We start from the raw sequence: 22,454 nt of genomic DNA, 5'->3' as shown, positions 1-22,454 counted from the left end.
CGGTCACACTGACCTCCCCTGCTTTGATGGAGCTTGTCGGTTGGAAGGGGTCCAGACGAAGCCGGTGTCAGCGCCGACCGTGTCCGCGACGGTGGAGGCGCGGAAGCTCGGCTGGGTGCTCGCCACCGGCAGCCCCACCCCCGACGACACGCCAACCCCGAGCCCCAGCCCCAGCCCCAGCCCGAAGAAGACCAGCAAGCCGAAGCCTGCCCCCTACTACAAGAACTGCGACGCGGTCAGAGCGGCCGACGACGCTCCGTTGTTCGAGGGCGAGCCCGGCTACCGACCCGAGCTCGACCGGGACGGCGATGGGGAAGCCTGCGAACCGGGCGGCGGCAACGGCGACCTGGGCGGCTACAACGACACCAACGGCAACGTGTACTACGCCAACTGCACGGCGGTACGCGCGGCAGGTGCAGCCCCGATCCGACGCGGCGTCCCCGGGTACTCGCGAAAACTGGACCGGGACGGCGACGGGATCGGCTGCGAATATTCCCAGGCCGGTTACACAGCCTGGTGTTCGCCAACTCAGAACCCGTCAGCGACCGCAACGCAGTCCCTCCGCCTTCAGACCCAATGAGCGAACTGGGCCACCGTCGTCACCTCCACCCGCGCCTGCCGGCACCGCCCGCTCTCCCCTTCCGACTCAGGCGGAGGGGTTACACAAGCCGGACCAGCCTTGATTCTCGTGCGTGATCAGGAGGTGACTTGAATGGGCATTCATGTTTGACTACCTGCGTGGGGGCGGGGGGAGCACGGCTGTCGATCGACTGCGGTAGCGCCAGCACCGTGGCCGTGTTGGCATGGGCTGACGGTGGGGCTTCGGTGTTGCCGTTCGACGGCCTGCCCTACCTGCCCAGTGGCCTGTTCCTGGCCGAGGGTGGGCAGGTGTGGACGGGCCGACAGGCGTGGCAGGCCGCCGAGGCGCAGCCGCACCGGTTCGTACCGAATTCCCGCCGTGCCGGTGATGGCGAGTTGGTCGTCGACGGCGCTGAGGCGGAGGCGGTGGAGTTGGCGGCGGCGCCGTTGCGGCGGGCTGCTGCGGAGGCCGAGGGTGTTGTCGGTGCGCCGGTGCGGGACGTGCGGTTGGTGGTGCCGGCCGGGTGGGGGCCGCGTCGCCGTACCTGGATGCGGCAGGTCGCGCACCGGGCGGGTCTCGGGCAGCCGCGCCTGGTGGAGGCTCCGGTGGCCGTCGCGGAGCACCTGGTGGCCACAGGTGTACGGCTGACGGTCGGATCCTTCGTTGTCGTGTGTGATGTCGGCGCGGGTGTCGAGGTGACGGTGCTGCGCCGAGGCCCGGCAGGGTTCGAGGTCCTCGCCACGCTCGCCGGCCCTGCGGCAGGTGGTGCTGCCGTCGACCTGGCGTTGACTGCTGCTGTGCTCGACGGCCGGGAGGTGCCTGCCGGCGGTATGGGCCAGTGGGTGATGGCGGAAAGCGTCCGGGTCGCGAAGGAAACCCTAGGTTCGCATCCGGCGGTCACGGTGCCGGTCGCCGGCCACCACCCGGTGATCGCGGACCGTGCCATGCTCGACGCTGCCGCCCACCCGGTCGTACGGCGGGTCGCGGAGTTGACCCAGCAGTGCATCGCCGCCGCCGAACTGACCCCCGGCGACCTCGCGGGAATCTACTGCGTCGGCGGTAGCGCCCACCTCCCACGCCTGGACACCGCCATCGCCGAGCACACGGGGATCACTCCGGTGCTGGTGGCGGAGCCTCAACTCGTCGCGGCGCGGGGCGCCGCCGAGGCGGGCGCTCCCGCAGCGGGGGTGAATGCGGTGGAGGTGCCGGTGCCGCCGATCCGGCGGGCCGTCGCCATCGCGGTGCCCGGCCTCGCCTCCCTGGCACTGCTGTGGCAGGCCCTGCTGACCGCCGAACGCAACAACACCCTCAGCGCGTACTACTACGTCCTGTTCAACCTCGGCGAATTGACGATGGCAGCGGTGTTCGCCCTGGTGGCCTGCATCGCAGCGGGCACCATCCTCGGCTCGTTGATCGCCGCCCGCAGCCCCACCCCCGAACTACGCACCGAAGGCGGGAAGGTCAGCATCGGCATCCTCGCCGGGGTCTCCCTCGGCGTCGCCATCGCCGCCCTCTACGCCGTCGTCATCAGCCAATACTTCGGCCTACCCCTACGCGGGTTCCTCACCTGGGCGCTCTGGCCGATCGCCCCCACCGCCGTCCTCGCCGTGGTCATGGCGACGATCGCCGCCCGACAATGGCGTACACCCTCCGGCGGCTGGTCCGCGCTCCTGGCCACACCCACCGGCTCGGTCGTCACCGCCGCTGTGGGCATGGGACTCATCCAGTACGCACGCACCGCCGACCGATGGCCCCACCTGGTCGTGTGGCTCGACCTCACCGCCCGCATCGGCGGACTCCTCCTCGGCATCGGCACCGTCATGGCCCTCGTGACACCCCTGATGTTCCGCATCGTGCTCGCCGCTCCGATAGCGGTGATCAGCGCCGCGATCGTCACCGGACAATCCACCGGCATCCTCGGCGTCAGCTACGCCATAGCCATCACCGTCTGGTGGGCAGCACGCGTCTGGACCCGCCTCATCCACCCCACCACCGGCCCCACCGCCCTCAGCCCACTGGGTCGAGGCGGGTGACATGCGCTGGCCACGGCAACTGATGTCGCTGCTGTTCGTCCTGGCGTTCCTGGTCGGCCCACCGGCGGTGCTCCTGACAGTGATCGGTCCGCCCCTTCGCGGCTGGCCCACCTCGGAGCAGTTGCGGGCCTGGTTGCAGCAGCCGTTGACCGAGGAAACGCTCACCGCTGGACTCGCCATCGGCGCGTGGCTGATCTGGCTGCTCGTCGCCTACACCGTCGCCGTCCGGATCATCATCCGCCTCCGCGCCACCACGGCATGGCTACGGCGGATGCCTCTCCCCACGCCTCTGCAGGCGACGGCCAGCGGTATGGCCGGCGCAGCCGTCTTCGGCGTCACCACCAACACCGTCATCACCACCCCACCAGAACCGCCACAGCCCGCAGCAACAGGCATCGCCACACTCCATGACGAGACCGCCCCGGACGACCATCGCGACCAGGCCGTACGCGAGGACGGGGTCACGGTTGCCGGTGGCTGGCTGCCCCGGGACGTCGCCGAACAGGTCACCGCCGCCGCAGCACTGGTCTGGCTACGCCGCCGCCGCGACTACCAACCCCACCCCACCCAACCCGACGACACCGACCTCACCCCACTACCGCCCACCGTCACCGCCGTCCAAGCCGCCCTCGCCGACACCCCCTCCACGCCGCCGTCAGACGAAAGCGCAGCCCCCCTCGAAGCCCTACCGGCCGGAGGCGTGGGCCTCACCGGACCGGGCACGCTGCCCGTCGGACGAGGACTGCTGGTCACCGCCATTCTGGCCGGGCAACGCCGCAGCCCTACGTCGTTGATCGTCACGAAGGCAACGCTGGCCCTCCTTCTCGGACCGGCTGCGGAGACGCTCGGGCGACGCCTGCCGCTGACGATCTTCGACACGGTTGACGAAGCAGCGCAGCTACTCCACCCCGCCGACCCCGTCGCTGGTGAAGCCATTCCTGGTCGGCGTCAGGGTGAGACGTCGAGTGGAAATGACCCTCGAAAAATCGTGCTGCTGAACGACCACGACGGCAGCGAGCAGCAGTTGAATCAACTCGCCGAGACGGCCGCCGCCGCTGCTCTCGTCGTCGTTCTGGGAGAACGGCCGGGCGGGCCAAACTGGCACGCCGACTCCACCGGCCATCTGCGCGACCCACACCACCCCGACATGCCGGGCCCACGACTGTGCGTCCTGAACCAGACAGCGACCACCGACCTGCTCACCATCATCGCCAGCCCTAACCCGGCACCACCCCATCCCGCCAGCGGACGCCCACCACTCACCTACGCGGGACCGCCAGAGCTGCCACTGCCACGACAGGTTGCCCGGCACGAACCTACGCGCCTGTCCACCACCCCCCGGCAACGGCTTCACCTGCGCGTCCTAGGTGACCCGCAACTGCTCATCGACGGCAAGCCCCTGACCATCCGCCGCAGCGCCGGGCTCCAAGTCCTCGTCTACCTCGCTGTCCACCCCGACGGGGCCGACACCGCACAACTCACCGACGCCATATGGCCAGGGCTACCCCGCCACTCTCTCACCGGCCGTCTCTACACCATCCTCAGCGACCTCCGACGTACCATCCGAACCACAAGCGACCTACCCGTCATCGAGCACACCGACGACCGCTACCACCTCAACCCCGAAAACATCGACGTCGACATATGGGAACTCCAGGCTGCCATCCACCAGGCCGCCGCCACATTCGCCCACACCACTGCAGCCTGGCAAGCCGTCCTTAGCGCTTACCACGCCGACCTTGCCAACACTCGCACCTGGCCCTGGCTCGACCCCCACCGCGAAGCAACCCGCCGTCGAATCGTCGACCTGTGCGCCACCCTAGCCGGCAAGGAGCACGACCCACACCGCGTCCTGCAGTTGCTACAGGACGGCATCCACATCGACCCGTACAACGCCGACCTACACAGGCTGGCCACTGATGCCCTCACCGCCCTCGGCCGCCACGAGTGGCGCAGTGCACGGTGTCCGCAGCCCTGACCCGCTGGAAATCGATGATCCCCGCCGTCGGCCCGGCCGCGCGGTCGTGGACCAAGCGGACCTCCTCCCGCAGCTCGGTGAGGGATCCGATCGGTCATACCCGCCCGATTCCACCGCTGGAAATTAGGAGTACACCGTCTGCCAGGGCGGGAGGTCCACCGGCAGGTACCGCCACGCACACCCAATCCGCACCACGTACAGAATGCCGTCGACGATCGTCCGACGAGGATTCTCCTCCGGTCCACCCATCCACTACGGCGACGCAGCATCGACTCGACGAGCGCCCACTCTCCATCGATCAGGTCAGACGGTTACTGCCGCACTCGATCCATGCCCATCCGCCAACCGAACCCAACCCATCGATATACCCACTGTCCCGACACACCCGACCAGCACATGTTTAAAGCGTGCTCTTAAATTACGCGACCGGACCAGCCAACCTCATGACGAAAAGAATTCGCCGAATTATAACCAATTCGCAAACATCCCTACGTCGCAAGAAGAGTGTCGTGGCCGCATCCGAAACATTGTGCAAAAAACTCGAAAATATGCAAAAGTGGACAAATAGCACCACAGCATCCTCCTCGCTGCAGCCACGCGAAGTTAAGATAAGCATCGGACACGCCTAGAACCATGTCGGCGGCAAGACCTAGTCCAATCTCAAGCCAAGGAGCACGGTTGATAATCAATCTAGAAATTGTGAACTCCCCGCATGAAGGACAACACGACGCAACACAATCACTTTATGAATGGTTACACGAAGATCCGGACGTCCGCAAGGCTCAAATCTCGACAACATCGATTCGTCGCCCACAGGGACAAATGGATGGCGCATTTGACATCATCAGCCTAGTAGTTTCGAGCACATTCAACCTCGGCTCATTAATCATGAGCTACCTAGCGTGGCGCTCAACTCAAACGAGCGCGCCTCAGGTCCAGATCACGCTGGACCACCGGGTCATCGCAATCTTAGACGGAACAATTGAGGCAACGGAAGACCTACTAAGCAAGGCCGACCAGATGAGCAAGGCTTGCCAACCCGACAGAGAGCAAAACGCGGAGAGCTAAGCGTGTTATCTGATCCAAAGAAGTCGCAGGCCGTTCTTGTAGGCACGTATACATACGATTACCTTGATCCCCTTCCTGCAGTGAGGCATAATTTATCAGGCCTCAGTCAACTCTTGTGCGACGATGCGATCTGGGGTTTACCGAAGAGCCACTGCAAGGTCCTGCGCGACCCAGAGACGGCCGATTCAGTGACGAACGAACTGGAAAAGGCCGCAAATAGTGCAAATGATACGCTGCTCATATACTACGCCGGTCACGGGCTGACTGCGTCGCGGACAATGGAGTTATGCCTTGGACTGCCCGGGTCCCGCTCAAATGCCATTCATAGCACTCTGCCATACGACTGGGTAAGACAAATCGTTCTTGCCAGCAAGGCGAGCCGCAAGGTAGTCATCCTGGATTGCTGCTTCAGCGCCCGCGCCCTCGTCGGGGGAATGAGCAGCACGAGAAGTGTGGCAGACGAAGCCAGCATAGAAGGGTGCTACGTAATAACATCTTCAGCCGAAACACGGATGTCTTTAGCACCCCCCAATGAAACACACACTGCATTCACGGGTGAACTGCTTCGACTCTTTGAAGACGGAATCTCAGACGGGCCGGACTTGCTTAGCACGTCGATCATCTACGAAAATGTCAAGCGGTCACTCATGAGCAAGTCACGCCCCCTTCCGCAACAAAGAGCAAGGAACGATGGAAACCAAATCTGCTTTGTAAAGAATGCTGCACACTCGACCCATTCCTCCCCTGCGGGTTCATTCCGCACGCCACAGATGATCCCAGTATCGCAAAGTAGAGATGTAGATCCGAAGCAGTTAACTTACGATGAATCCATATCGGCGTACTTCCTCAGCGAGGACCAAAGAACACGATTAGACGAAATGATCGAGGACATCCGTACACGAAGGCAGTCGCTCCAGGATTCCGGAAGCATCTCACGTCAGACTCTCTGGCAGAGCACTATGTTGTCATACCTGCTGAACGCAAAGGGCCTCATCAGTGAAGCGGAAGTAGAGGCAGTTAGGGCGGTCGCCGGCTGGGAACATCTTGGCCTTCCGTCCGATCCGGAGGCGCTAACAGCAAGGCGGGGGCTAGGCAGGATACTCTCAGGAAAAGCTAAGATCCAGAAAGGGCGAGCCCTTTCTCGTGAAATCGGCAACCGTGCAATATCCATTCTCGAGGAAGCTTCGCTGGATGCCCATCGCGCACTAGGGGAAAACAATATCGAAACGCTCAGGGCTCGCTTTGAACTCTTGATGGCCATCCGAGATTCCCGCACCTGGCTTCCGTGGTGGAAATCCGGAAGGCCATTTCTTCGAGACCTTGAGAGCCTCGTTCGCGACCAGAGTAAAGCGCTTGGCTATATGCATCCCGACGCCGAAGCCTCACGCAGGATACTTGAAGGGCTGGAGCGAGCGAAAAACTCTTCTAGCTCTACCGGCTGGCAATGGATTCACCCTTAACGCGTTTCGTTCACCAGACGAAAAGTGGTAAAGAATGGGTTCAGAGCAAGTCGGGCTCTCACTGTCAGCCCTTTGAAATTTCGACGTTCGACGCCTCCCGATAAGCGGAGATGCTGGTAGCTCGGCCGCTTTGCGCATGGCCTGGTCGACCGGGTGGTTCAGGTGCGGCTGGACAGCCCGACCACGGACGGAAAGACAGCGCAGCCTCGCTTGAAAATTCAAGGATCAAGGCAATGGGTCGACTATTCGTCGACCAGTTCGAAGCGCAAACGATAGGAACCCAGCGTTTGACGCGGCGACGAGAAAGATGCGCACCACCGCGCTCCTGAATGGGTGTCCTTACAGTAAATTTTGAGGCTATGAATAGCAGCTACCGGCTGACGAATCATTTCTGTCGCCTCCGACGCTTGAATCCCCTCAAGCTTGACATGGATCTCATGGCCCACGAACTCAGGCCGCACATGACGCGGACTGCGAGCGACTCCGCTGTCGTCGATCCAGACCACCTCGTAGTCGTCTTGCAGATCGCCCTGGAAGATCATGCTCGCCCATAGCAGGGCTGGATCAGACACAGGTGTCGACAGGAGCTGAGATTGCGGGTCACTCGGATCTCGAACACTGAAGCTGAGCCTGGCGTCGCTGGGCCGGAAATGCAATTGCAGTGCTCGGCGCGACTCAGTTGCGGCCGTCCGGGATTCTGATGCTGCCTGATACGTGAGGAATGCGGTAATCAGTGCGACGGCAGCCGCAGCGATGCCGATATCCTCTTCCGTCACAAGCTTCGGCCTTGAGTGTCGCAGCCAGATCATGACGGCTGCGCCCACCACCACGACCGACACGAAAAAGAACAGAGCCACCCTACGCTTCACTTGAGACATGCTGGCATGTCTCGGCAACCGTCAAGCCCGGCACCTGGATCGGCAAGATCGACCAGGTTTGTAGCCAATGGTCCGACGTCACCGCTTTTCCACGCCGCGCCACTTGAGCAACTAGTCCGGTAGCGCTGTGACCTGCGGTTGTGAGGTCGTGTGAGGAAGTGTGAGGTGCTGTAAGGTCCTCAACCCGTTGTCGTCGCCCATCGCGTTCTTACGGTCTGTCTCACCAAGTCAGGCAACGCCGGAGGGAGACACGCCATGGCAAGACGGACCTCGGCAGCAGCCGTACGCACCGTTACCTCAGTCTTCGCGTTGGCACCGCCAGCGCTGCTCTACCAGGTCGGCTGGGTCACCGTCCCCGAGCTGTCCGCGGACCGGCTCCGGGCGTGGGTACACCAACCGCTGACCGCCAGCTTCATCGCCATGCTGGGGTACGCCGGAGCCTGGGCGCTGTGGGTACTGCTCGTGGCCGCCGTCATCGACCACGCACACCGGCACCTCACCGCTCGCCTGCGATGGCACTTCACCCTGCACCTGCCCGGCCCTCTACAGGCGCTCGCGGCGGCGCTGCTGGGTACTACCGCCGTCACGACCGCTGCCGCCCTTCCCGCCGCCGCGCACGACCACACCGCAGCCGATGCCGACCCACCACCGGCCGACCGGGCAACCCCGACCCGCGATGCCCCGGCCCAACCGCCGCCAGCCGACCCTTCGCTTCCCCGCCAGGGGCCCACTACCGCCTCGACAACAGCATCCGCCGCCCCACCGCCGACGACGGAGTCCGCACGTCACGCTTCCCTGCCGGTCCTCAACCGCACCAGCGCCCATCCCCCACCTCACGTCTCGGGCGAGAAGGTCCGGGTCGTTGCCGGAGACACCCTGTGGGACCTGGCTGCCGAGCATCTCGGTGACGCAACCCGTTGGCGGGAGATCTACACCCTCAACCGCGGACACCGCCAAGCCAACGGCTATGCGCTTACCAACCCCGACACGATCCACGTCGGATGGAAACTCACCATCCCCGCCCACCGGGCCACACCAGCACCCGCTCCACCCCGGCCAGAGCCCCCTACCACCGATAACTCCGACCCCGCCGCACCCGAAGCAGCGACGACGCCCTCTGCACCACCCACCCCTCCCACGTCGCCTGCCCCGCAACCCTCGATGCCGCACACCCCTGCGCCGAACACACCAGCAGAAGCGACCGGCGCCACGACATCGGCCACGCACCCCGAGCGATCCCACACCGAGCCGCACGACGAAACAGGGATCGTGCTGCCGGCGCGAGGCTGGATCAGCATCGGACTGGCCGCCGCCATCGCCGCCGTGGCCACGCTGCTACGCCTTCAACGACGTCGCCACGCCCGGCTGACCTTCACCACGGCCGCGAGCACAACGCCGCACCCTAACCCGGTGCCACCGTCCCTGGCGCACGCTGATGCGATCGGCCGCCGCCACCTCGGCCTCGACAACAACCTGCCCGCTCACCCCACCATGCCGGCTCCCATCGGAGTCGACGGCAACGGCACCGAGGTGAGCCTGTTCCGCCTCCCCGGGCACGGCCTCGCCCTACACGGTGAAGGGGCCGTACCGGCGGCCCGAGCAATCCTCGCCGCAGTGCTCACCACCTGCGCAGCCGACAGCGCCTCCGTCCGCCCCGTCGTCGTCACGACCGCCAACCTCCTGGCGCAACTCCTACCCGCAGACGCCTCGGTGGTGGGGTTGGACCCCGACGGCACCGCCTACGACGGCGAGCGCCTGATCGTCCTCGCCGACACCGACGCCGCCATCGCCCACGCGGAGGAGGAGATGACCAGCCGACGACGACTGCTGGACACCTTCGACACCACCACCGTCGCCGATCTGCACGCCCGCAGCGACCACGCCGAGTCCCCGCCGCCGTACGTCCTGCTCATCGAACCGGCCACTCGGCACGTGGGCCGGGTGCAGGCCATCGCCGCCCACCGCAGCGCCCTGGATCTCCACCCGATCGTCCTTGGCCCTCACGACGGCTTTCCCACGGTCGAGATCACTCGCGATGGCACCACCCGCAGCGACCGCCCGCACTCCCTGCACCGGGTGTCCACCCTGAGCGCCGGGGACCTCGCCGCCGTCCTGGCCATGCTTACCGACGCCCAGGCCCGTCCGGAGTCCGGCGTCGAGTTCGACGATCCGGCTGCCGCCGGCACACCGAGCGTGCCGACCGTCGAGCCCTGTCCGGTCCCGCCGGAGAATCCGGCAGCTCTGGTGCACCTTCGGGTCCTCGGCCCGATCACTGTCACCACCGCCGCCGGCCCGGTGACCACCGGGATGCGCAGCGGCTCCTACACGGTTCTCGCCGTCCTCGCCGCTCGCCCCGCCGGCCGCACTCTCTACCAGCTCGCCGCCGACCTGCACCCCGACGTAGACCCTGCCTCCGCCGTCAAGCGCGTCCGGACCGACATCACCACCGCCCGCCGTGTCCTGCGTACCGCGACCGATCACGAGGAGCACATGTTCATCGTCTTCGACCCCGCCTCTGGCCGGTATCACCTCGACCCGCAGACCGTCGCCGTGGACCTCTGGCACATGATCACCGCCTTCAACCAGGCCACCACCAGCGACAACGACGAGGAGACGCTCGCCGCCCTACGTCGCGCGACCGACCTGTACGCGGGTGATTTCGCCGAAGGCCACGACCACCCTTGGGCCGTCGACTACGCCACCAGCTACCGCCATCAGATCTTGACCGCCTATGCCCGTATCGCCGAGATCCTCGAACCCGACCATCCCGACCGTGCGGTGGCCGCCCTCGAACGTGCCACCGACCTGGACCCGGTCAATGAGGAGCTGTACCAGCGGATCATGCGGATCCACGGCCGGCAGCAACGCCCCGACGCCGTCCGGCGCACCCTGCGCCGTCTGGAGGAACGCCTCGCCGATCTCGTCGACGCCGAGCCGTCGCAGGCCACCCGCCGCGTCGCCGAACGCCAGTTCGCACCCGCCGCCTCCAGGGCGGGGAGGACGTCATGACCGAGACCCGGCTCCGTCGGATGCAGTGGGCGGTACGCGCCACCCTGGCCCTCGGGGTGGCAGCCTCGGTCACCGCGAACATCCTGCACGCGCAGGCGAACCCGATTGCCCAGGCCATCGCGGCATGGCCGCCCCTCGCTCTGTTGATCACCGTCGAGCTGGTCACCCGCATCCCCGTGCACCAGCGGGCGCTCGGTGCGATCCGGGTCGTCGCTGCCTCGACCATCGCCGCCATCGCTGCCTGGATCAGCTACCACCACATGGTCGGAGTCGTCGCCCGCTACGGCGAGACCGGCACCGTGCCCTACCTCCTGCCGCTCTCCGTCGACGGGCTCATCATCGTGGCCTCGGTCTCCCTGGTGGAACTCTCCGCCCGCCGCCGCGAATCCGAGAACCCCCGACCGACATTCGCCACAGCGACGCCCCCACCCGCCGCGCCCACAGCGACAGCGCAGTCGCCGGTTGCCGATGACACCGCACCACCCCACCCGAATCCCGCACTCGAACGCCATGACGACGACGTCGACCAGTCGCGCCCAGAGGTCCTACCCGTCACCGAACAGCGCCCGGCCATCCACAGCTCGCAGGGCCCCCGGCTCCAGAGTGATCGGGACAGTGAGCCGCCTGCGAATGCGGCCTCCGCCGGGGAGATCGAAGCGGACGATGACGTGGGCCTGTCTGCGGATCTCGTGCCGCTGTTGCCCGCCGCCCGCGCTGCCCGCGACGAGCTGATTCGCGAAGGCCACACGGTCAGCCGTGATGCCCTCGCGCGCCGGTTACGCCGGAACGGCCATTCTCTCCGCAACAGCGGGGTATCGGAACTCCTCGCCACCATCCGGCCGAAGACCTCTGCGGCCGTCGGTCTCCGTCCGCTGTCCGCAGCCGGTGAGCCTCACCTCGTGGCTTCGCCCGCGCAGAGGCCGGTGGCCCCGGCCCCGGTTCGCGCTGACCGGCGGTCTTGATCGGGGCGTGGAGGTCGACGTGGATGGGCACGGCTGCCCGGTCGGGCACCATGCCGAACACCGTCAGGAGGCACCAGAGATGACCGACCATCTACCCACGCGCCGCACCGTTGAGGTCGACGCTGACGTGTACGACGTGTTGGCGCGTACTGCCGCAAGTCGAGACACCGACGTCAACGGCGCGCTGCGCTACCTGATCGAGGCGCCGACGCCTCGGACCGTCGCGGACAACGACGAGGACTGAGTCGGCATACGGGACACGTCGCCCGGCTCGCGATGGCGGACCGGGCGACGTGTTCTGCGGGTCCTCGTGGCCCCTACGCGGGTGCAGCGCCGGTCGCGTCGGCCGCAGCGGCGAGGAGTCGTTGCGCGGTGCGCGGGGTGATGCCGAGTTGTTGAGCAAGGATCACGCCGAGCCCACGCCGGTCCTGCCCGGCGGCGTCGGCCTCGGCGAGGAGCGTGACGGCGGCTTGGAGGCGCGGGTCGTCGGCATACGGGTGCGGCTGGCGGGCACCGGTCGCGCCGAGGGGTCGGCCGGTGGACTGCCGGCCGGTGCGGGCGTCGGCGACGGCCCATATGGTGCGGCGGAACCACAGGCGGCGGACCCGTCCGTCGGGCAGCGTCTCGACCCGGTCGGGATGGTGGAGCAGGGTGTCGGGCAGGTTGCGGTAGGAGCCGTATCCGAGCACCTTCGCTGCTGCGCCCGAGCCGAGGAGATCCTCGGGGTCCCCGCGGCGGTCGACCTTCGTCAGCTCGGCGCGTTTCGCTCTCAGGTGGGCGGTGTGGAACGCCTCGATGTCGTCGAGCCAGAACCACTCCCGCCCGTCGTGGGCGAAGCCTTCGGGAAAGCCGAAGCGGGCGCGGTGGCTGCGCCAGTGGATGACGGTGGAGTAGGCCGCGCCGGTGTGCGCGGCGACTCCGGCCCGGTCGAGGGCGGTCCGTCCGTCGATGACCTGTCGTGCCACGCCGTTCATCTTCCTCTCCGGCCAGCGGCTGCCGCTCGCGTGGTCGAGGTGGCGGTGCTCGGGCCGGAGGGTCGGGTACTTCCTGGCTCGGTGGGCGGCCGGGTACTCAGCGGCCCCGCAGCGGGCGAAGTGACCGGCCGGGCGGTGCCGCACTTGCGGGTCCGCCCGCCGGTCACCGTTCCCACCCGGTCACGTGGGTGGGCGTAGCACCTTCCATGCCACGTGCGCCATGTGGTCGATGCGCAGCGCGGCCAGTTTCGCGCGGGTGGCGGGCTTGAGCGCGTCGTACACGGTCAGGATCGCGGCGGCGGTGGTCGCGTCCACCAGAACCCCGTCGATCTTGCGGCACGCGCCGCCCTTCGCCTCGCGCAGCAACTCGATGACACGGGGGTCACCTGCGGTCGCGTCGTCGGGGAGCGCGTCGAGGTCGGCCAGCCCTTCGCAGTCGGGGCAGGTGACCAGGTGCGGGTCCTCGGTGATCCGGCCCACCGGCACGCGCTCCGCCCCGCACACCGGCCCGACCCGGCGGCGGGCCTTCGCTTGGGTGAGGACGGGCCACCCGGGCGTCCCCGTGTCGGTGGTCATGGTGTCTTCCCCGTCGGGTGGGTCCAGATGCCGAGCGGGTGGCCAGGCGCGATCCGGCCTCGGCCGGGGACGAGGGTTGCGAACACGTCGGAATACCGTTCGTGGAGTTGGCCCCGGGTGCGCGTGAGGTGTTTGCCTCGGGTGAGCTTCGCGGGCAGGGCCTCGACCACCCGCCCGATCAGGCCGTACAGGTCCCGGGCCTCGATGAGGTGAGCGCACCCGTCGCAGGCCGACCAGCCTTCGCCCCATGCCTGGGTGAAGGCGTGCTCGGTGTCGGTGCGGCGTACCCGTGCCGCGTGGTGTCGAGTCTGGTAGTCGCCTACGGCGATGACCTGTGCGGTGACTCGGCGGGCGTCGGTGATCTGGTTGGCGCACCGGTAGATCCAGGCGGCCTCGGGTGCGGAGCAGAAGTCGCAGTCGATGATCGGATTGGGGATCTCGGTGAGGGGTGCGGGCTCGGGGCGGTGGTCGCTGGGTTGGCCGCGCTGCTCGGCCGCGTGTAGGTACTCGACGATCGCGCCCCGGTTGTTGAGGCGGACGTTGAGCGCGCGACGGCAGCGGCGGCAGTAGAACGGCTCCGGGACCGGCGCCACGCTCGCGTCGAGTCCTGCGACCTCGGCAGGGCGGGCGGGTCGTGCCGGTTGCGGGGAGTGGGGTGGCATTACTGGTCGCCTCCGTCCTGGTTGCGGGTGGGCTGCGGCGGGGTGGGGTGGGCGGGGCCGAGGGTCAGGCCGAGGCGCAGGGTTGCGAGGTCGACCAGGCGTCGCAGCAGGCTCGCCGTGCCGGTGCTGAGGTCGGCGTCGTAGTCGTGGGCGATGCGGCAGGCCTCGCGCACCGCGACGCACGCGGAGGTGAGGGCGGCCTCCAGGGCGGCGCGGTCGTCGTCGCGGGTGGCCCGCCTGACGTTCTCCGCCGGGTAGGTGCGCTCGTCACCGATGGGAAAGCGCAGGGTGTAGCTGCGGGCGTAGGTGGTGTGCGGGGTGGAATAGCGGACATCGGTGACGGTGCCGAGGCGGTACTCGACCGGGTCGGCCGGGTTGATCACCCGGGCGGTGTCGCCGTACTCCAGAGACCGGTACATCAGGACTCCGTTCAGGGGTGCGTGCTGGTGGGATAGCCGTTCTCAGGGGGTGCCGCGCGGCCCGGGGTGGGACCGGGTCGCGCGGCTCCCGTCGCGGCGGTCAGGGTTGGGCGGCCGGTGGGCCGTCGGCACCGCCGGGGGTGGTCGGTGGCCAGGTGGTCCCCTCGGTGGGGAACGGTGGTGCGGCCTTCACGTGGGGCAGGCCGGGGTCGAGTTTCTGGCCGCTGCGGTCGAGGCTGACCGCTCCGTACGCGGTCAGGTGCGCGCCCACGGCGAGGGCCTGCGCGCCGGTGAGCAGGACGACGAGGCGGCGGGCGTGGGTGTCGTGGACCCGCAGCTCGACGTGACCGGTGGTCAGCGGCCGGACCGGGAGGAACCGCTCGACCTGCGCGCCGCCGGGTGCCGTCGCCCAGATCGCCCCGCACAGCGCGTTCCACTGCTCGTTGACGAGGCTTTCCCAGTGCTCGGCGCGGGCGGTGAGGGTGGCGTGTTCGGCATGGCTGGTGGAGTGTTCGGCGAGTGCGCGGGCGACCTCGGCCGCCGCGAAGTTCGCGCACACTCGGTTGGCCAGCGCGATCATGGTCCCGGCGGTGTGTTCCGGCGTCGGCAGCGTCGTCACGGCAGGCTCCGGTGGAGGCGGGGGCGTCGAGGCGGGCGGGGTGGGGGTGGTGTCGGCGGCGGGGTGCGCGCCGGTACCGGAGCCGGGCGGGGTGTTCCCGCGCCGGCCCCAATGCCGGCCCACCTCAGACCGCCAACAGCTCGAACGCGCGGGCCTTGAGGTCCGCTCCGGCACCGGTCAGCGCCCGCGAGGCGCGGGCGAGGTTGGACTTGGCGGGGGCGAAGTGGTCAACGTACTCGGTGATGGCCTGGTAGCCGGCCCACCGGGTGCCCTTGATCGCCTTCTGCGTGTCCGCGTCCCGGATCAGGTAGCGCAGCGTCGCGGTGCGCTGCTTCGCGTTGTTACGCGCCGTGTCGGAGGCGTCGTCGGCGAGGGGCCACACCTGAGCGACGATCTTCTCGAACTCGCCCATGGTCAACGACTCGTTGATCATCTTCTCGGCTTCGGTCTCGAACGCGTCGAACGCCGTCCACATCAGCCCGAGAGCCTGCCGCGCCTCGGCGATCTTGCTGGTCACGTTCGAGGTGTGCCGGAACGTGTACGAGCTGCGCGACCGCTGGTAGGCGAGGGCCTGGGTGTTCGCGCACACGATCCGCACCGGGGTCGCATCGAGGCGCAACGAGGCGGTGCCGTCGTGGGAGGTGGTGGCCGCGAGGTACAGGTCCATGTCGTCCACCCCGGCAATCCGCATCGCCGTCGGCAGCTTCATGGTCACGAACACCGACCGGCCCTTGCGCATCGAGCCGGCGGTCTCGAAGTGCGCGCCGGAGGCGTCGACCAGGAGGTTGAGGGTCTCGGCGACCTGCTCGTTCTGCACCACCGAGTAGTCCTCGCCGACCACCCCGAGGTACTCGGTCTGCCCGGTGGCCGGGTTGGTGCGCACCGTCATGTACTTGTCGGGGCAGTCGACCTTCGTCACCCCACGCTCGGTGACCTCGATGCCCTGAAGGGCGATCTTGCGAACCTCCCAGCCGCCGAGCCACGCCTTGCTCATGACCTCCTGCGCGGTCATGCACGAGTCGGTGACGGTGCCGAGTTGGTGCCAGGCGGTCAGCCGTGCGGAGGCGAAGGCCGTCTGGCCGTTGGCGAGGGTTTCCAGTTCGTGTGCCACGGTGGCACCCCTTCCCTGTCGTGTGGTGTTCGGGTGGGCGGCGGGCCGGGGTGGCGCCCCCGGCCGCGCCGTCAATATCAATGTTTCCTACCTCCACGTGTCGATCAAGGCGATCGGTTCGAGTCGATGGAGGTTTCTGCGGCGAATCTGACGCCCACCGCCGGGCGCGGCCTACCGGGTGTCGGTGGCCGGGCGTAGCCGCCCGTCCGGCCCGTACACGTAGGTGTGCACGGTTTTGAACGGGGCCGGTAGATACACGGTGAACCCGTGTTCGGGGATGAACCGGGTCCGATACGCGCGGGTGATGCCCAACAGGTACCGGTCGGGTTTGTCGCCGTGCGACCCCGGCGGGACGATGCCCGCCCCGGGCCGGTCGGCTCGGGCGCGGCGGTGCCGACCAAGCGCGATGTGCGGGCAGAGTGACAGGGCGGCGGTCATGCACTCGGGGTGCCCCGGCGGGTCCGCGTAGCGCATCAGCTCAGCGGCCCGGGGGCCGCCGAGGAACGCCACCCAATAGCCCATCGGCTCACCGCACAGCGAGCACCTCCGTTCGACCGCAAGGCGGGTCGAGACGGTGGTGTTGATCGTGGTGAAGTCCACATGTGACCCGCCGCCCGTCGAGTCGGGGTGGATGTTGACCGGCGGGATGGGCAGGCCGCGCCGCGCGTCGTGAGGACGCGCGGCCAGCGAGGGCGGGATGCCGGGCCGGTCGGCGGCCGGGCCGGGAGCCGATGGGCCGGTCACGAGGCACCGTCGGCGCGGGTGGGCCGGGCATCGGTCACGGTGACGTGCGGTAGCTGCGCCCGCAGTACGGCGTGCGCCTGTTCCCATTGCGCCTCGGTCAGACACCGGCTCACCGGTTCGAGGTGCGCGGCAGTCATCGTCACGGCCATGACGTCGGCCTCGTCCGCCGAGTCGAACACGGCCACCATGTCGCCCCCGGCAACCACATAGACGCGAGGGTCATCGGCGAGTGAGGCCACCGGGGCGGCACGGCGGTGCTCGGCCAGCCACCGCCCGACCACCTCCGCCGGGTCGCCGGCCAGGGTGGCGGTGTCGTAGTCCTCGTCATCGAGCCACGCGAGGTGATCGGCGACGGTCCAGTCAGGGTGGATGAGCCACGATTGCCGTACGGCCTGCCACATGGTCAGCCGTGCCGGGACGCCGATCGGGTCCGCCGGTTGCGAACCGTTCGGGCCGGGCACCGGGCATAGCGGGGTGCCGTCGTGGTGCGACGCGACCGGGCGTGAGGCGAACCCGTCGAGGGTCCAGTCACGCGGCGGCACGGTCCGGGCCGGTTCCCCGCATTCGGGGCAGCGCAGCGACCCCGGCGCGTGCACCGGGCCGTGGGGGTGGTCGTCGGGGGTGGCCATGGTCTGTTCCTTCCGTGGCGCTGGTGGGTGGGCGTGCGGGTGCCGGGGCCGGGCGTGGTGCCCGGCCCCGGCGAGGCGGTAGGTCAGGCCGCCACCGGCACGGCGGCGGCCTCATCGGTGCCGGCCTCGTCGGCGCTGGTCTCGTCACCGGCGGGCGAGGTGGTGTCGGTCTGGGGCGCGGCCATGAACGCGCAAACCTCGACAGTCGGGGCGGGCGGGTTGTCCGCGAGGGCGTAGGTTTCCGGGGCCTCCCGCGTCAGGATCAGCACCCCGAACCCGGTCAGCTTGTCCATGCCGTTGCGGACCGCCCCGGGGCTACGTCCGCCGATCTCCCGGGCGACGGTGCCGGGGGTGACTTCGTGGCCGGGGCCGAGGTCACGCATGAACGCCTCGACCCGGTTACGCAACTCGTTCTTGCCCAGCTTGGCCGACCCGTCGCTGTTGACCTCACCCGTTCCACGACCGGTGCCGGCCACCCGCCGCGCCGACGGGCGGCGAATCTTGCGGGTGTGCCCGCACGTCGGGCACGTGGAGTGCGTCGGGGCGTTGGCCGGGTCCACCGTGGCGAGGTCGCCGTCGCCGATCACCCACAGCTCGTCACCGTCCTCGGTGACCGGCAGGCGACGGGCGGCCCCGGCAACCTCCATCGCGGCGAGGATCGTGTCACCCATCGCCACCGACAGGCCGCTCTCGTTGATCGCCGAGTCGGCCGTGATGCCGTCTGGGTGCCCACCGAGCACCCCTGCCATGATCAGCACTTTGAGGTCGGGCTGCGCCCCGACCGGTGCCCCGGACACGGGCACGCCGGACACCGGGGCGGGCACCCCGGACACCGGAGCCTCCGGCATCGTCGTCTCAGCCGTCGGGGCGTCGCTCATGGGCGTCGGCGCATCGCCGCCGGTCGGGGCATCGTCGGTGACAGCCGCGTCGGGCGTGGTCACCGCGTCAGCCGCCGGGACGTCACCGGTGGGCGACGGCGCGTCGGTCGGGTCGGACGTCGCGTCATCGGCCGCCGCAGCGTCGTCGGTGAGGGCGGCGGGCTCGATGGCGGCATCCGGCGTCGTGTCCGGGGCCTCCTGCTCGGGTGCGGTGTCCGGCGACGCGTCATCGGCCGCCGGGGCGTCGGGGGTGAGGTGCCAGACGTCAGCGCTCTTACGGTTGCCCTTGGCCGGGTCGGAGGTGCGGGCGGCGGTACCAGCGGCCTCCATGGCCGCGAGCGCCTCGGTCACCACCGACAGCGGCAGGTTCCCCTGTCCGGCCAACTTGCGGGCGGTGACGCCCGGGTGGCGACGCAGTTCCTCGACGACGGCGGACCGGGCCTCGTGGGTGCCGGGGGTGAGACTGATGTTTGCGGTCATGGCAGAACACCTCCACAAAAAGGGGTCGACAATAGCGATTCCGCATGCGCGGCGCGCATCCTTTTCTGCGGTTTCGCTGGGGCGTTTTTTGTTGCCCACGTCCATGGACGCTCGACGCCCGATAGTTGTCAACCCCACCCACCAAGACTCTTTAAATGGTTCGCGTCGCGCTCCATTCGGAAATCCGCGACCGCGTGCCGCGATGCCATTTGACGACCCTCACATCGCCGCCACGCCCCTGCCGCCCCGTTACCTTTTTGATCGTCCCCAGCCGGGGACCCTCGGTCGCCCGGCCCGGTATGACTTTCTGCCCCTGTCGTTCGGATGATCCGGGGGGTGTTGTCGCCGGGTCGGGTGGCGTCGGCGGACCGCTGATAGGGACACGGCCACCCGGTGTTCGGGGTAGGTCTCTTCGTAACGTGGCTGCCGGCAGTCCGACGCCCTGACTGCGGCCGAGGCCACGATGCGATGCGTGGAGGCGGGTGTGGTGCACGACGGATACGGCGTCTACCTCGGCTTGGACGTCGGCAAAGGTGAGCATCACGCGGTCGGGCTGGCCCCGGACGGCAAGCGGCTGCACGACGCGGCGTTGCCGAACACCGAGGCCCGGCTGCGGGAGCTGTTCGACAAGTTGGCTCGTCATGGCCGGGTGCTGGTGGTGGTCGACCAGCCCGCCTCGATCGGCGCCCTGCCGGTGGCGGTCGCGCGGGCGGCCGGGCATCAGGTTGCTTACCTGCCCGGCCTGGCGATGCGCCGAATCGCTGACCTGCATCCCGGCTCGGCGAAGACCGACGCCCGCGACGCCTACGTCATCGCCGATGCCGCCCGCACGCTGCCGCACACACTGCGCCGGGTCGACGTCGGCGACGAGGCCCTAGCCGAACTGGAAGTCCTGGTCGGCTTCGACGACGACCTCGCCGGCGAGGCCACCCGCATCTCTAACCGGATCCGTGGGCTGCTCACCCAGATCCACCCCGCCCTGGAACGGGTCCTCGGCCCGAAAGCGCACCACAAGGCCGTGCTAGAGCTGCTGTCACGCTGCGGCGGCCCGGCCGGGCTCCGCAAAGCAGGCCGCCGCAAACTGACCGCGATCGCCGCCGTCCACGCCCCCCGGATGGGCGAACGCCTGGTCGAGCAGATCATGACTGCCCTCGACGAGCAGACCGTCACCGTCCCCGGCACCCAGGCGGCGGAGACGATCCTGCCCCGTCTCGCCGACAGCCTCCGCGACGTTCTGCGACAACGTGACCAGGTCGCGAAAGAGGTCGAGAGGATGCTTGATGCGCACCCTCTTGCCCCGGTCCTGACCTCGATGCCCGGCATCGGCGTCAGGACCGCCGCCCGGATCCTGCTCGAAGTCGGCGACGGCAGCAGCTTCACCACCCCCGGACACCTCGCCGCCTACGCCGGACTCGCCCCCGTCACCCGACGCTCCGGCAGCAGCATCCGCGGCGAACACCCACCCCGAGGCGGCAACAAACACCTCAAACGCGCGTTCTTCCTCGCCGCCTTCGCGTCCCTCGCCGACCCGGTCAGCCGGGCCTACTACGACCGCAAAAGAGCCGAAGGCAAACGCCACAACGCCGCCCTCATCTGCCTCGCCCGACGCCGCTGCGACGTCCTCCACGCCATGCTCCGCGACAAGATCCCCTACCAACCCCGCCCCACCAGCCCCGCCACCGCTTGACGAAACCCATAGGGACACCCCCCCTACCGCTGCACAGGGACGGCGGCGACACGCCGGCAGGGCGGGGCGGCATCCTCCCCACTGTCGGCGACACTCCCCGTACCTGTGGCCGGAATGCGCGGCGGACGGCGGCCGTCGTGGACACTTTCGTATGGTGCGGAAAATCGTTTCACCGCTTTACAGGGGCACCCCTTTGCGTCGCATAAGCGGAATGGGGTCAACGGCGTTGTCCTCGGTGGCGGGATAACCTTAGTGGGCCTCGTAATGCAGGTGCGGGCCGGAGGAGTTTCCGGAGCTGCCGACGTGGCCGATCGGCTGTCCCGCCGTCACCGGCTCACCTACCGTCACGGTCGGCTGTCGGATCAGGTGGCAGTAACGCGTCACCACGTCGCCCGGATGGCGGATCTCCGCATACCAGCCGCACCCGCCGAGGCCGGGGTATCCGTCGCTGTCGCACGGCATCGGCCCGCCGGTGGGTTCCCACGAGTCACCGCCGACGTTGCAGCGCAACCGCACGACGACACCGCCCGCCGCCGCCCGGACAACCGTCCCTCTCGCCGCCATGATGTCGACCCCGTCGTGGCCGGGCCGGTCGCCGGTGCGGAAGCCGGAGCCCGCCTCCCCCACCACCGGACGGGTCCACCCGCCGACCGACACCCCCGCGCAGACAGGCGACGTCGCACCGGCTGTTGTCGCCCGCGTCTCGTGTGTGGCGTACGCGTCCGGGTGCACCGCCCCGACGCAACTACCCGCACCCCCGCCGCCGATCACTGACGAGACGACTCCAGCGGTGGCGGCGGCGACCAGCAGCAATGCCCCGGCGAGTCCCACCGCGATCGCCACGGCTACCCGTCCCACGGCACACCGTCGGTGATCGGCGCGGGCAGCTCGGCCAGGCTCACCCGGTCCCGGTGACCCACCACCCGCCAGACCGGCCCCGCCGGACCCCGGAGGTCGGCGGTGGCGGTGGCGACGGTCACCCCGTCGGGTAGCCCGACCCGGCGTAGGTGGGCGTGCACGTTTGTCTCACGGGCGGCGGTGGGCAGCCAGAACAGCACCGGATACGCGCGGCGGGGCGGCAGTGCGGCGTAGCCGCCCAGCTTGCCCACAACCCGGCTCAGGGCTTCGGTGCCGAGGTCGACCTCGACCCAGAACGGCAACACCGCACCCTGGTCCGTCCACACGCCGTGTCCGTCCGGGCGGACCAGGGTGCCGCACGCCTCACGGCAGCGCGCCTCGTTCCACCACCGCGCCAACCGCGCGCCGGGGTGCGCGCGGGCATGGGCGGTGAGCGCGACGAAGAACCCGTTCACCGTGAGCAGGTGCGCCAGCGTCGGGGACATAGCGAGTCGGGCGGTAGCGTCGCGCACGGCGGCGGGACGGGGCAACGGCGCGCCTCGTCCGGCGGCGAGCAGGGCCGCGCCGACCGGGCCGAGGGTCCACCTCCACGCTTGCGAGCCGGGCCGCTGGTAGTGGCGGAACCGGTCGAGGATGTCTCGATCGTGGAGGGTGTTGAGGCGGTTGCGGGCTCGGCCGACCGAGCCGAACGCGAGGTCGACGAGTTGGTCGGTGGTGAAGGTCCGGTGCTGGTCGAGCAGGTCGAGCAGGAGCCGGTCTCGGGGAGTGAGCCGGCCGAGTTCGGCGGCCACGACGGACGCCGTGAGGCGGGACCTACCGGTGGCTGACGTGCGGGTGGGAGGGATATCT

The 22,454-nt window shown here is 68.7% G+C and carries 22 protein-coding genes; 9 read left to right on the top strand and 13 right to left on the bottom strand.

What is annotated here, in order from left to right:
* The first annotated feature begins 40 nt into the window (after nt 1-40).
* The 3 genes from ACN261_RS15050 (at nt 41) to ACN261_RS15040 (ending at nt 4,591) form a co-directional block, all read left to right on the top strand.
* On the top strand, nt 41-580 hold the full coding sequence (locus tag ACN261_RS15050) for an excalibur calcium-binding domain-containing protein (RefSeq protein WP_425850670.1): 540 nt from the start codon (nt 41-43) through the stop codon (nt 578-580).
* Nucleotides 581-825: 245 nt separating this feature from the next.
* Nucleotides 826-2,613: an Hsp70 family protein gene (locus ACN261_RS15045; protein ID WP_425850669.1), complete on the top strand. Its 1,788-nt coding sequence runs from the start codon at nt 826-828 to the stop codon at nt 2,611-2,613.
* 22 nt (nt 2,614-2,635) lie between these two features.
* A complete protein-coding gene (locus tag ACN261_RS15040; RefSeq protein WP_425850668.1) occupies nt 2,636-4,591 on the top strand; it encodes a hypothetical protein in 1,956 nt (651 codons plus the stop codon).
* A gap of 123 nt (nt 4,592-4,714) precedes the next feature.
* Here ACN261_RS15040 and ACN261_RS15035 read toward each other — a convergent pair whose 3' ends face one another.
* Nucleotides 4,715-4,840, bottom strand: a complete 126-nt coding sequence (locus ACN261_RS15035; protein ID WP_357935163.1) for a transposase — start codon at nt 4,838-4,840, stop codon at nt 4,715-4,717.
* Nucleotides 4,841-5,224: 384 nt separating this feature from the next.
* Here ACN261_RS15035 and ACN261_RS15030 point away from each other — a divergent pair, with 384 nt between their 5' ends.
* Together ACN261_RS15030 and ACN261_RS15025 are read left to right on the top strand one after the other, a co-directional pair.
* Complete coding sequence (locus ACN261_RS15030) at nt 5,225-5,659, top strand: effector-associated constant component EACC1 (RefSeq protein WP_357935166.1); 435 nt, start codon at nt 5,225-5,227, stop codon at nt 5,657-5,659.
* Between the two features lie 2 nt (nt 5,660-5,661).
* Complete coding sequence (locus ACN261_RS15025; RefSeq protein WP_425850667.1) at nt 5,662-7,119, top strand: caspase family protein; 1,458 nt, start codon at nt 5,662-5,664, stop codon at nt 7,117-7,119.
* A 242-nt stretch (nt 7,120-7,361) separates the two neighbouring features.
* Here the strand turns inward: ACN261_RS15025 and ACN261_RS15020 are convergent, their stop codons facing one another.
* Nucleotides 7,362-7,988 carry a hypothetical protein gene (locus tag ACN261_RS15020; protein ID WP_425850665.1) on the bottom strand — a complete coding sequence of 209 codons (627 nt, stop codon included), beginning with the start codon at nt 7,986-7,988 and terminating at the stop codon, nt 7,362-7,364.
* A 264-nt stretch (nt 7,989-8,252) separates the two neighbouring features.
* On the opposite strand from ACN261_RS15020, the gene ACN261_RS15015 reads away from it, so the two are divergent.
* The 3 genes from ACN261_RS15015 to ACN261_RS15005 are packed head-to-tail and all read left to right on the top strand — an operon-like array spanning nt 8,253 to nt 12,212.
* A complete protein-coding gene (locus ACN261_RS15015) occupies nt 8,253-11,006 on the top strand; it encodes a BTAD domain-containing putative transcriptional regulator (protein ID WP_425850663.1) in 2,754 nt (917 codons plus the stop codon).
* The gene (locus ACN261_RS15010; RefSeq protein WP_425850661.1) at nt 11,003-11,968 is read left to right on the top strand and encodes a DUF2637 domain-containing protein; all 966 of its coding nucleotides are present in this window, start codon (nt 11,003-11,005) and stop codon (nt 11,966-11,968) included. Before ACN261_RS15015 ends, ACN261_RS15010 begins: the two co-directional genes overlap by 4 nt.
* Before the next feature lie 7 nt (nt 11,969-11,975).
* Nucleotides 11,976-12,212 (top strand): hypothetical protein, encoded by a 237-nt coding sequence (locus ACN261_RS15005; RefSeq protein ID WP_425850658.1) that lies wholly within the window; start codon nt 11,976-11,978, stop codon nt 12,210-12,212.
* A 73-nt stretch (nt 12,213-12,285) separates the two neighbouring features.
* On the opposite strand, the gene ACN261_RS15000 is transcribed toward ACN261_RS15005, so the two are convergent.
* The 9 genes from ACN261_RS15000 to ACN261_RS14960 all read right to left on the bottom strand — a co-directional run bounded on the left by ACN261_RS15000 (nt 12,286) and on the right by ACN261_RS14960 (nt 19,060).
* The gene (locus ACN261_RS15000) at nt 12,286-12,942 is read right to left on the bottom strand and encodes a hypothetical protein (protein WP_425850657.1); all 657 of its coding nucleotides are present in this window, start codon (nt 12,940-12,942) and stop codon (nt 12,286-12,288) included.
* Nucleotides 12,943-13,122: 180 nt separating this feature from the next.
* Nucleotides 13,123-13,518, bottom strand: coding sequence for a hypothetical protein (locus ACN261_RS14995; RefSeq protein WP_425850656.1), 396 nt, complete (start codon nt 13,516-13,518; stop codon nt 13,123-13,125).
* Nucleotides 13,515-14,111, bottom strand: a complete 597-nt coding sequence (locus ACN261_RS14990; protein ID WP_425850653.1) for a hypothetical protein — start codon at nt 14,109-14,111, stop codon at nt 13,515-13,517. The genes ACN261_RS14995 and ACN261_RS14990 overlap by 4 nt, the downstream gene beginning before the upstream one ends.
* A gap of 68 nt (nt 14,112-14,179) precedes the next feature.
* Complete coding sequence (locus tag ACN261_RS14985; RefSeq protein WP_425850651.1) at nt 14,180-14,599, bottom strand: hypothetical protein; 420 nt, start codon at nt 14,597-14,599, stop codon at nt 14,180-14,182.
* Nucleotides 14,600-14,699: 100 nt separating this feature from the next.
* Nucleotides 14,700-15,218 carry a hypothetical protein gene (locus ACN261_RS14980; RefSeq protein ID WP_425850649.1) on the bottom strand — a complete coding sequence of 173 codons (519 nt, stop codon included), beginning with the start codon at nt 15,216-15,218 and terminating at the stop codon, nt 14,700-14,702.
* A gap of 124 nt (nt 15,219-15,342) precedes the next feature.
* Nucleotides 15,343-16,329 (bottom strand): DUF932 domain-containing protein, encoded by a 987-nt coding sequence (locus tag ACN261_RS14975; RefSeq protein WP_425850647.1) that lies wholly within the window; start codon nt 16,327-16,329, stop codon nt 15,343-15,345.
* 171 nt (nt 16,330-16,500) lie between these two features.
* Nucleotides 16,501-17,073 carry a hypothetical protein gene (locus ACN261_RS14970; RefSeq protein ID WP_425850646.1) on the bottom strand — a complete coding sequence of 191 codons (573 nt, stop codon included), beginning with the start codon at nt 17,071-17,073 and terminating at the stop codon, nt 16,501-16,503.
* Complete coding sequence (locus tag ACN261_RS14965) at nt 17,070-17,702, bottom strand: hypothetical protein (protein WP_240762630.1); 633 nt, start codon at nt 17,700-17,702, stop codon at nt 17,070-17,072. Before ACN261_RS14965 ends, ACN261_RS14970 begins: the two co-directional genes overlap by 4 nt.
* Nucleotides 17,703-17,785: 83 nt before the next feature.
* Nucleotides 17,786-19,060, bottom strand: coding sequence for a hypothetical protein (locus ACN261_RS14960; RefSeq protein ID WP_145922602.1), 1,275 nt, complete (start codon nt 19,058-19,060; stop codon nt 17,786-17,788).
* Between the two features lie 487 nt (nt 19,061-19,547).
* On the opposite strand from ACN261_RS14960, the gene ACN261_RS14955 reads away from it, so the two are divergent.
* A complete protein-coding gene (locus ACN261_RS14955; RefSeq protein ID WP_425853603.1) occupies nt 19,548-20,747 on the top strand; it encodes an IS110 family transposase in 1,200 nt (399 codons plus the stop codon).
* Nucleotides 20,748-20,996: 249 nt separating this feature from the next.
* Here ACN261_RS14955 and ACN261_RS14950 read toward each other — a convergent pair whose 3' ends face one another.
* On the bottom strand, nt 20,997-21,605 hold the full coding sequence (locus ACN261_RS14950) for a M23 family metallopeptidase (protein ID WP_425850642.1): 609 nt from the start codon (nt 21,603-21,605) through the stop codon (nt 20,997-20,999).
* Nucleotides 21,593-22,396, bottom strand: coding sequence for a replication-relaxation family protein (locus ACN261_RS14945; protein WP_145918160.1), 804 nt, complete (start codon nt 22,394-22,396; stop codon nt 21,593-21,595). The genes ACN261_RS14950 and ACN261_RS14945 overlap by 13 nt, the downstream gene beginning before the upstream one ends.
* Nucleotides 22,397-22,454 lie beyond the last annotated feature (58 nt).

The organism is Micromonospora sp. WMMD723 (genome assembly GCF_049863385.1).
GTDB classification, from domain to species: Bacteria; Actinomycetota; Actinomycetes; order Mycobacteriales; family Micromonosporaceae; genus Micromonospora; species Micromonospora wenchangensis.
Note: the sequence above shows the minus strand (reverse complement) of the source record. Positions and strands in the feature narration are given on the sequence as shown.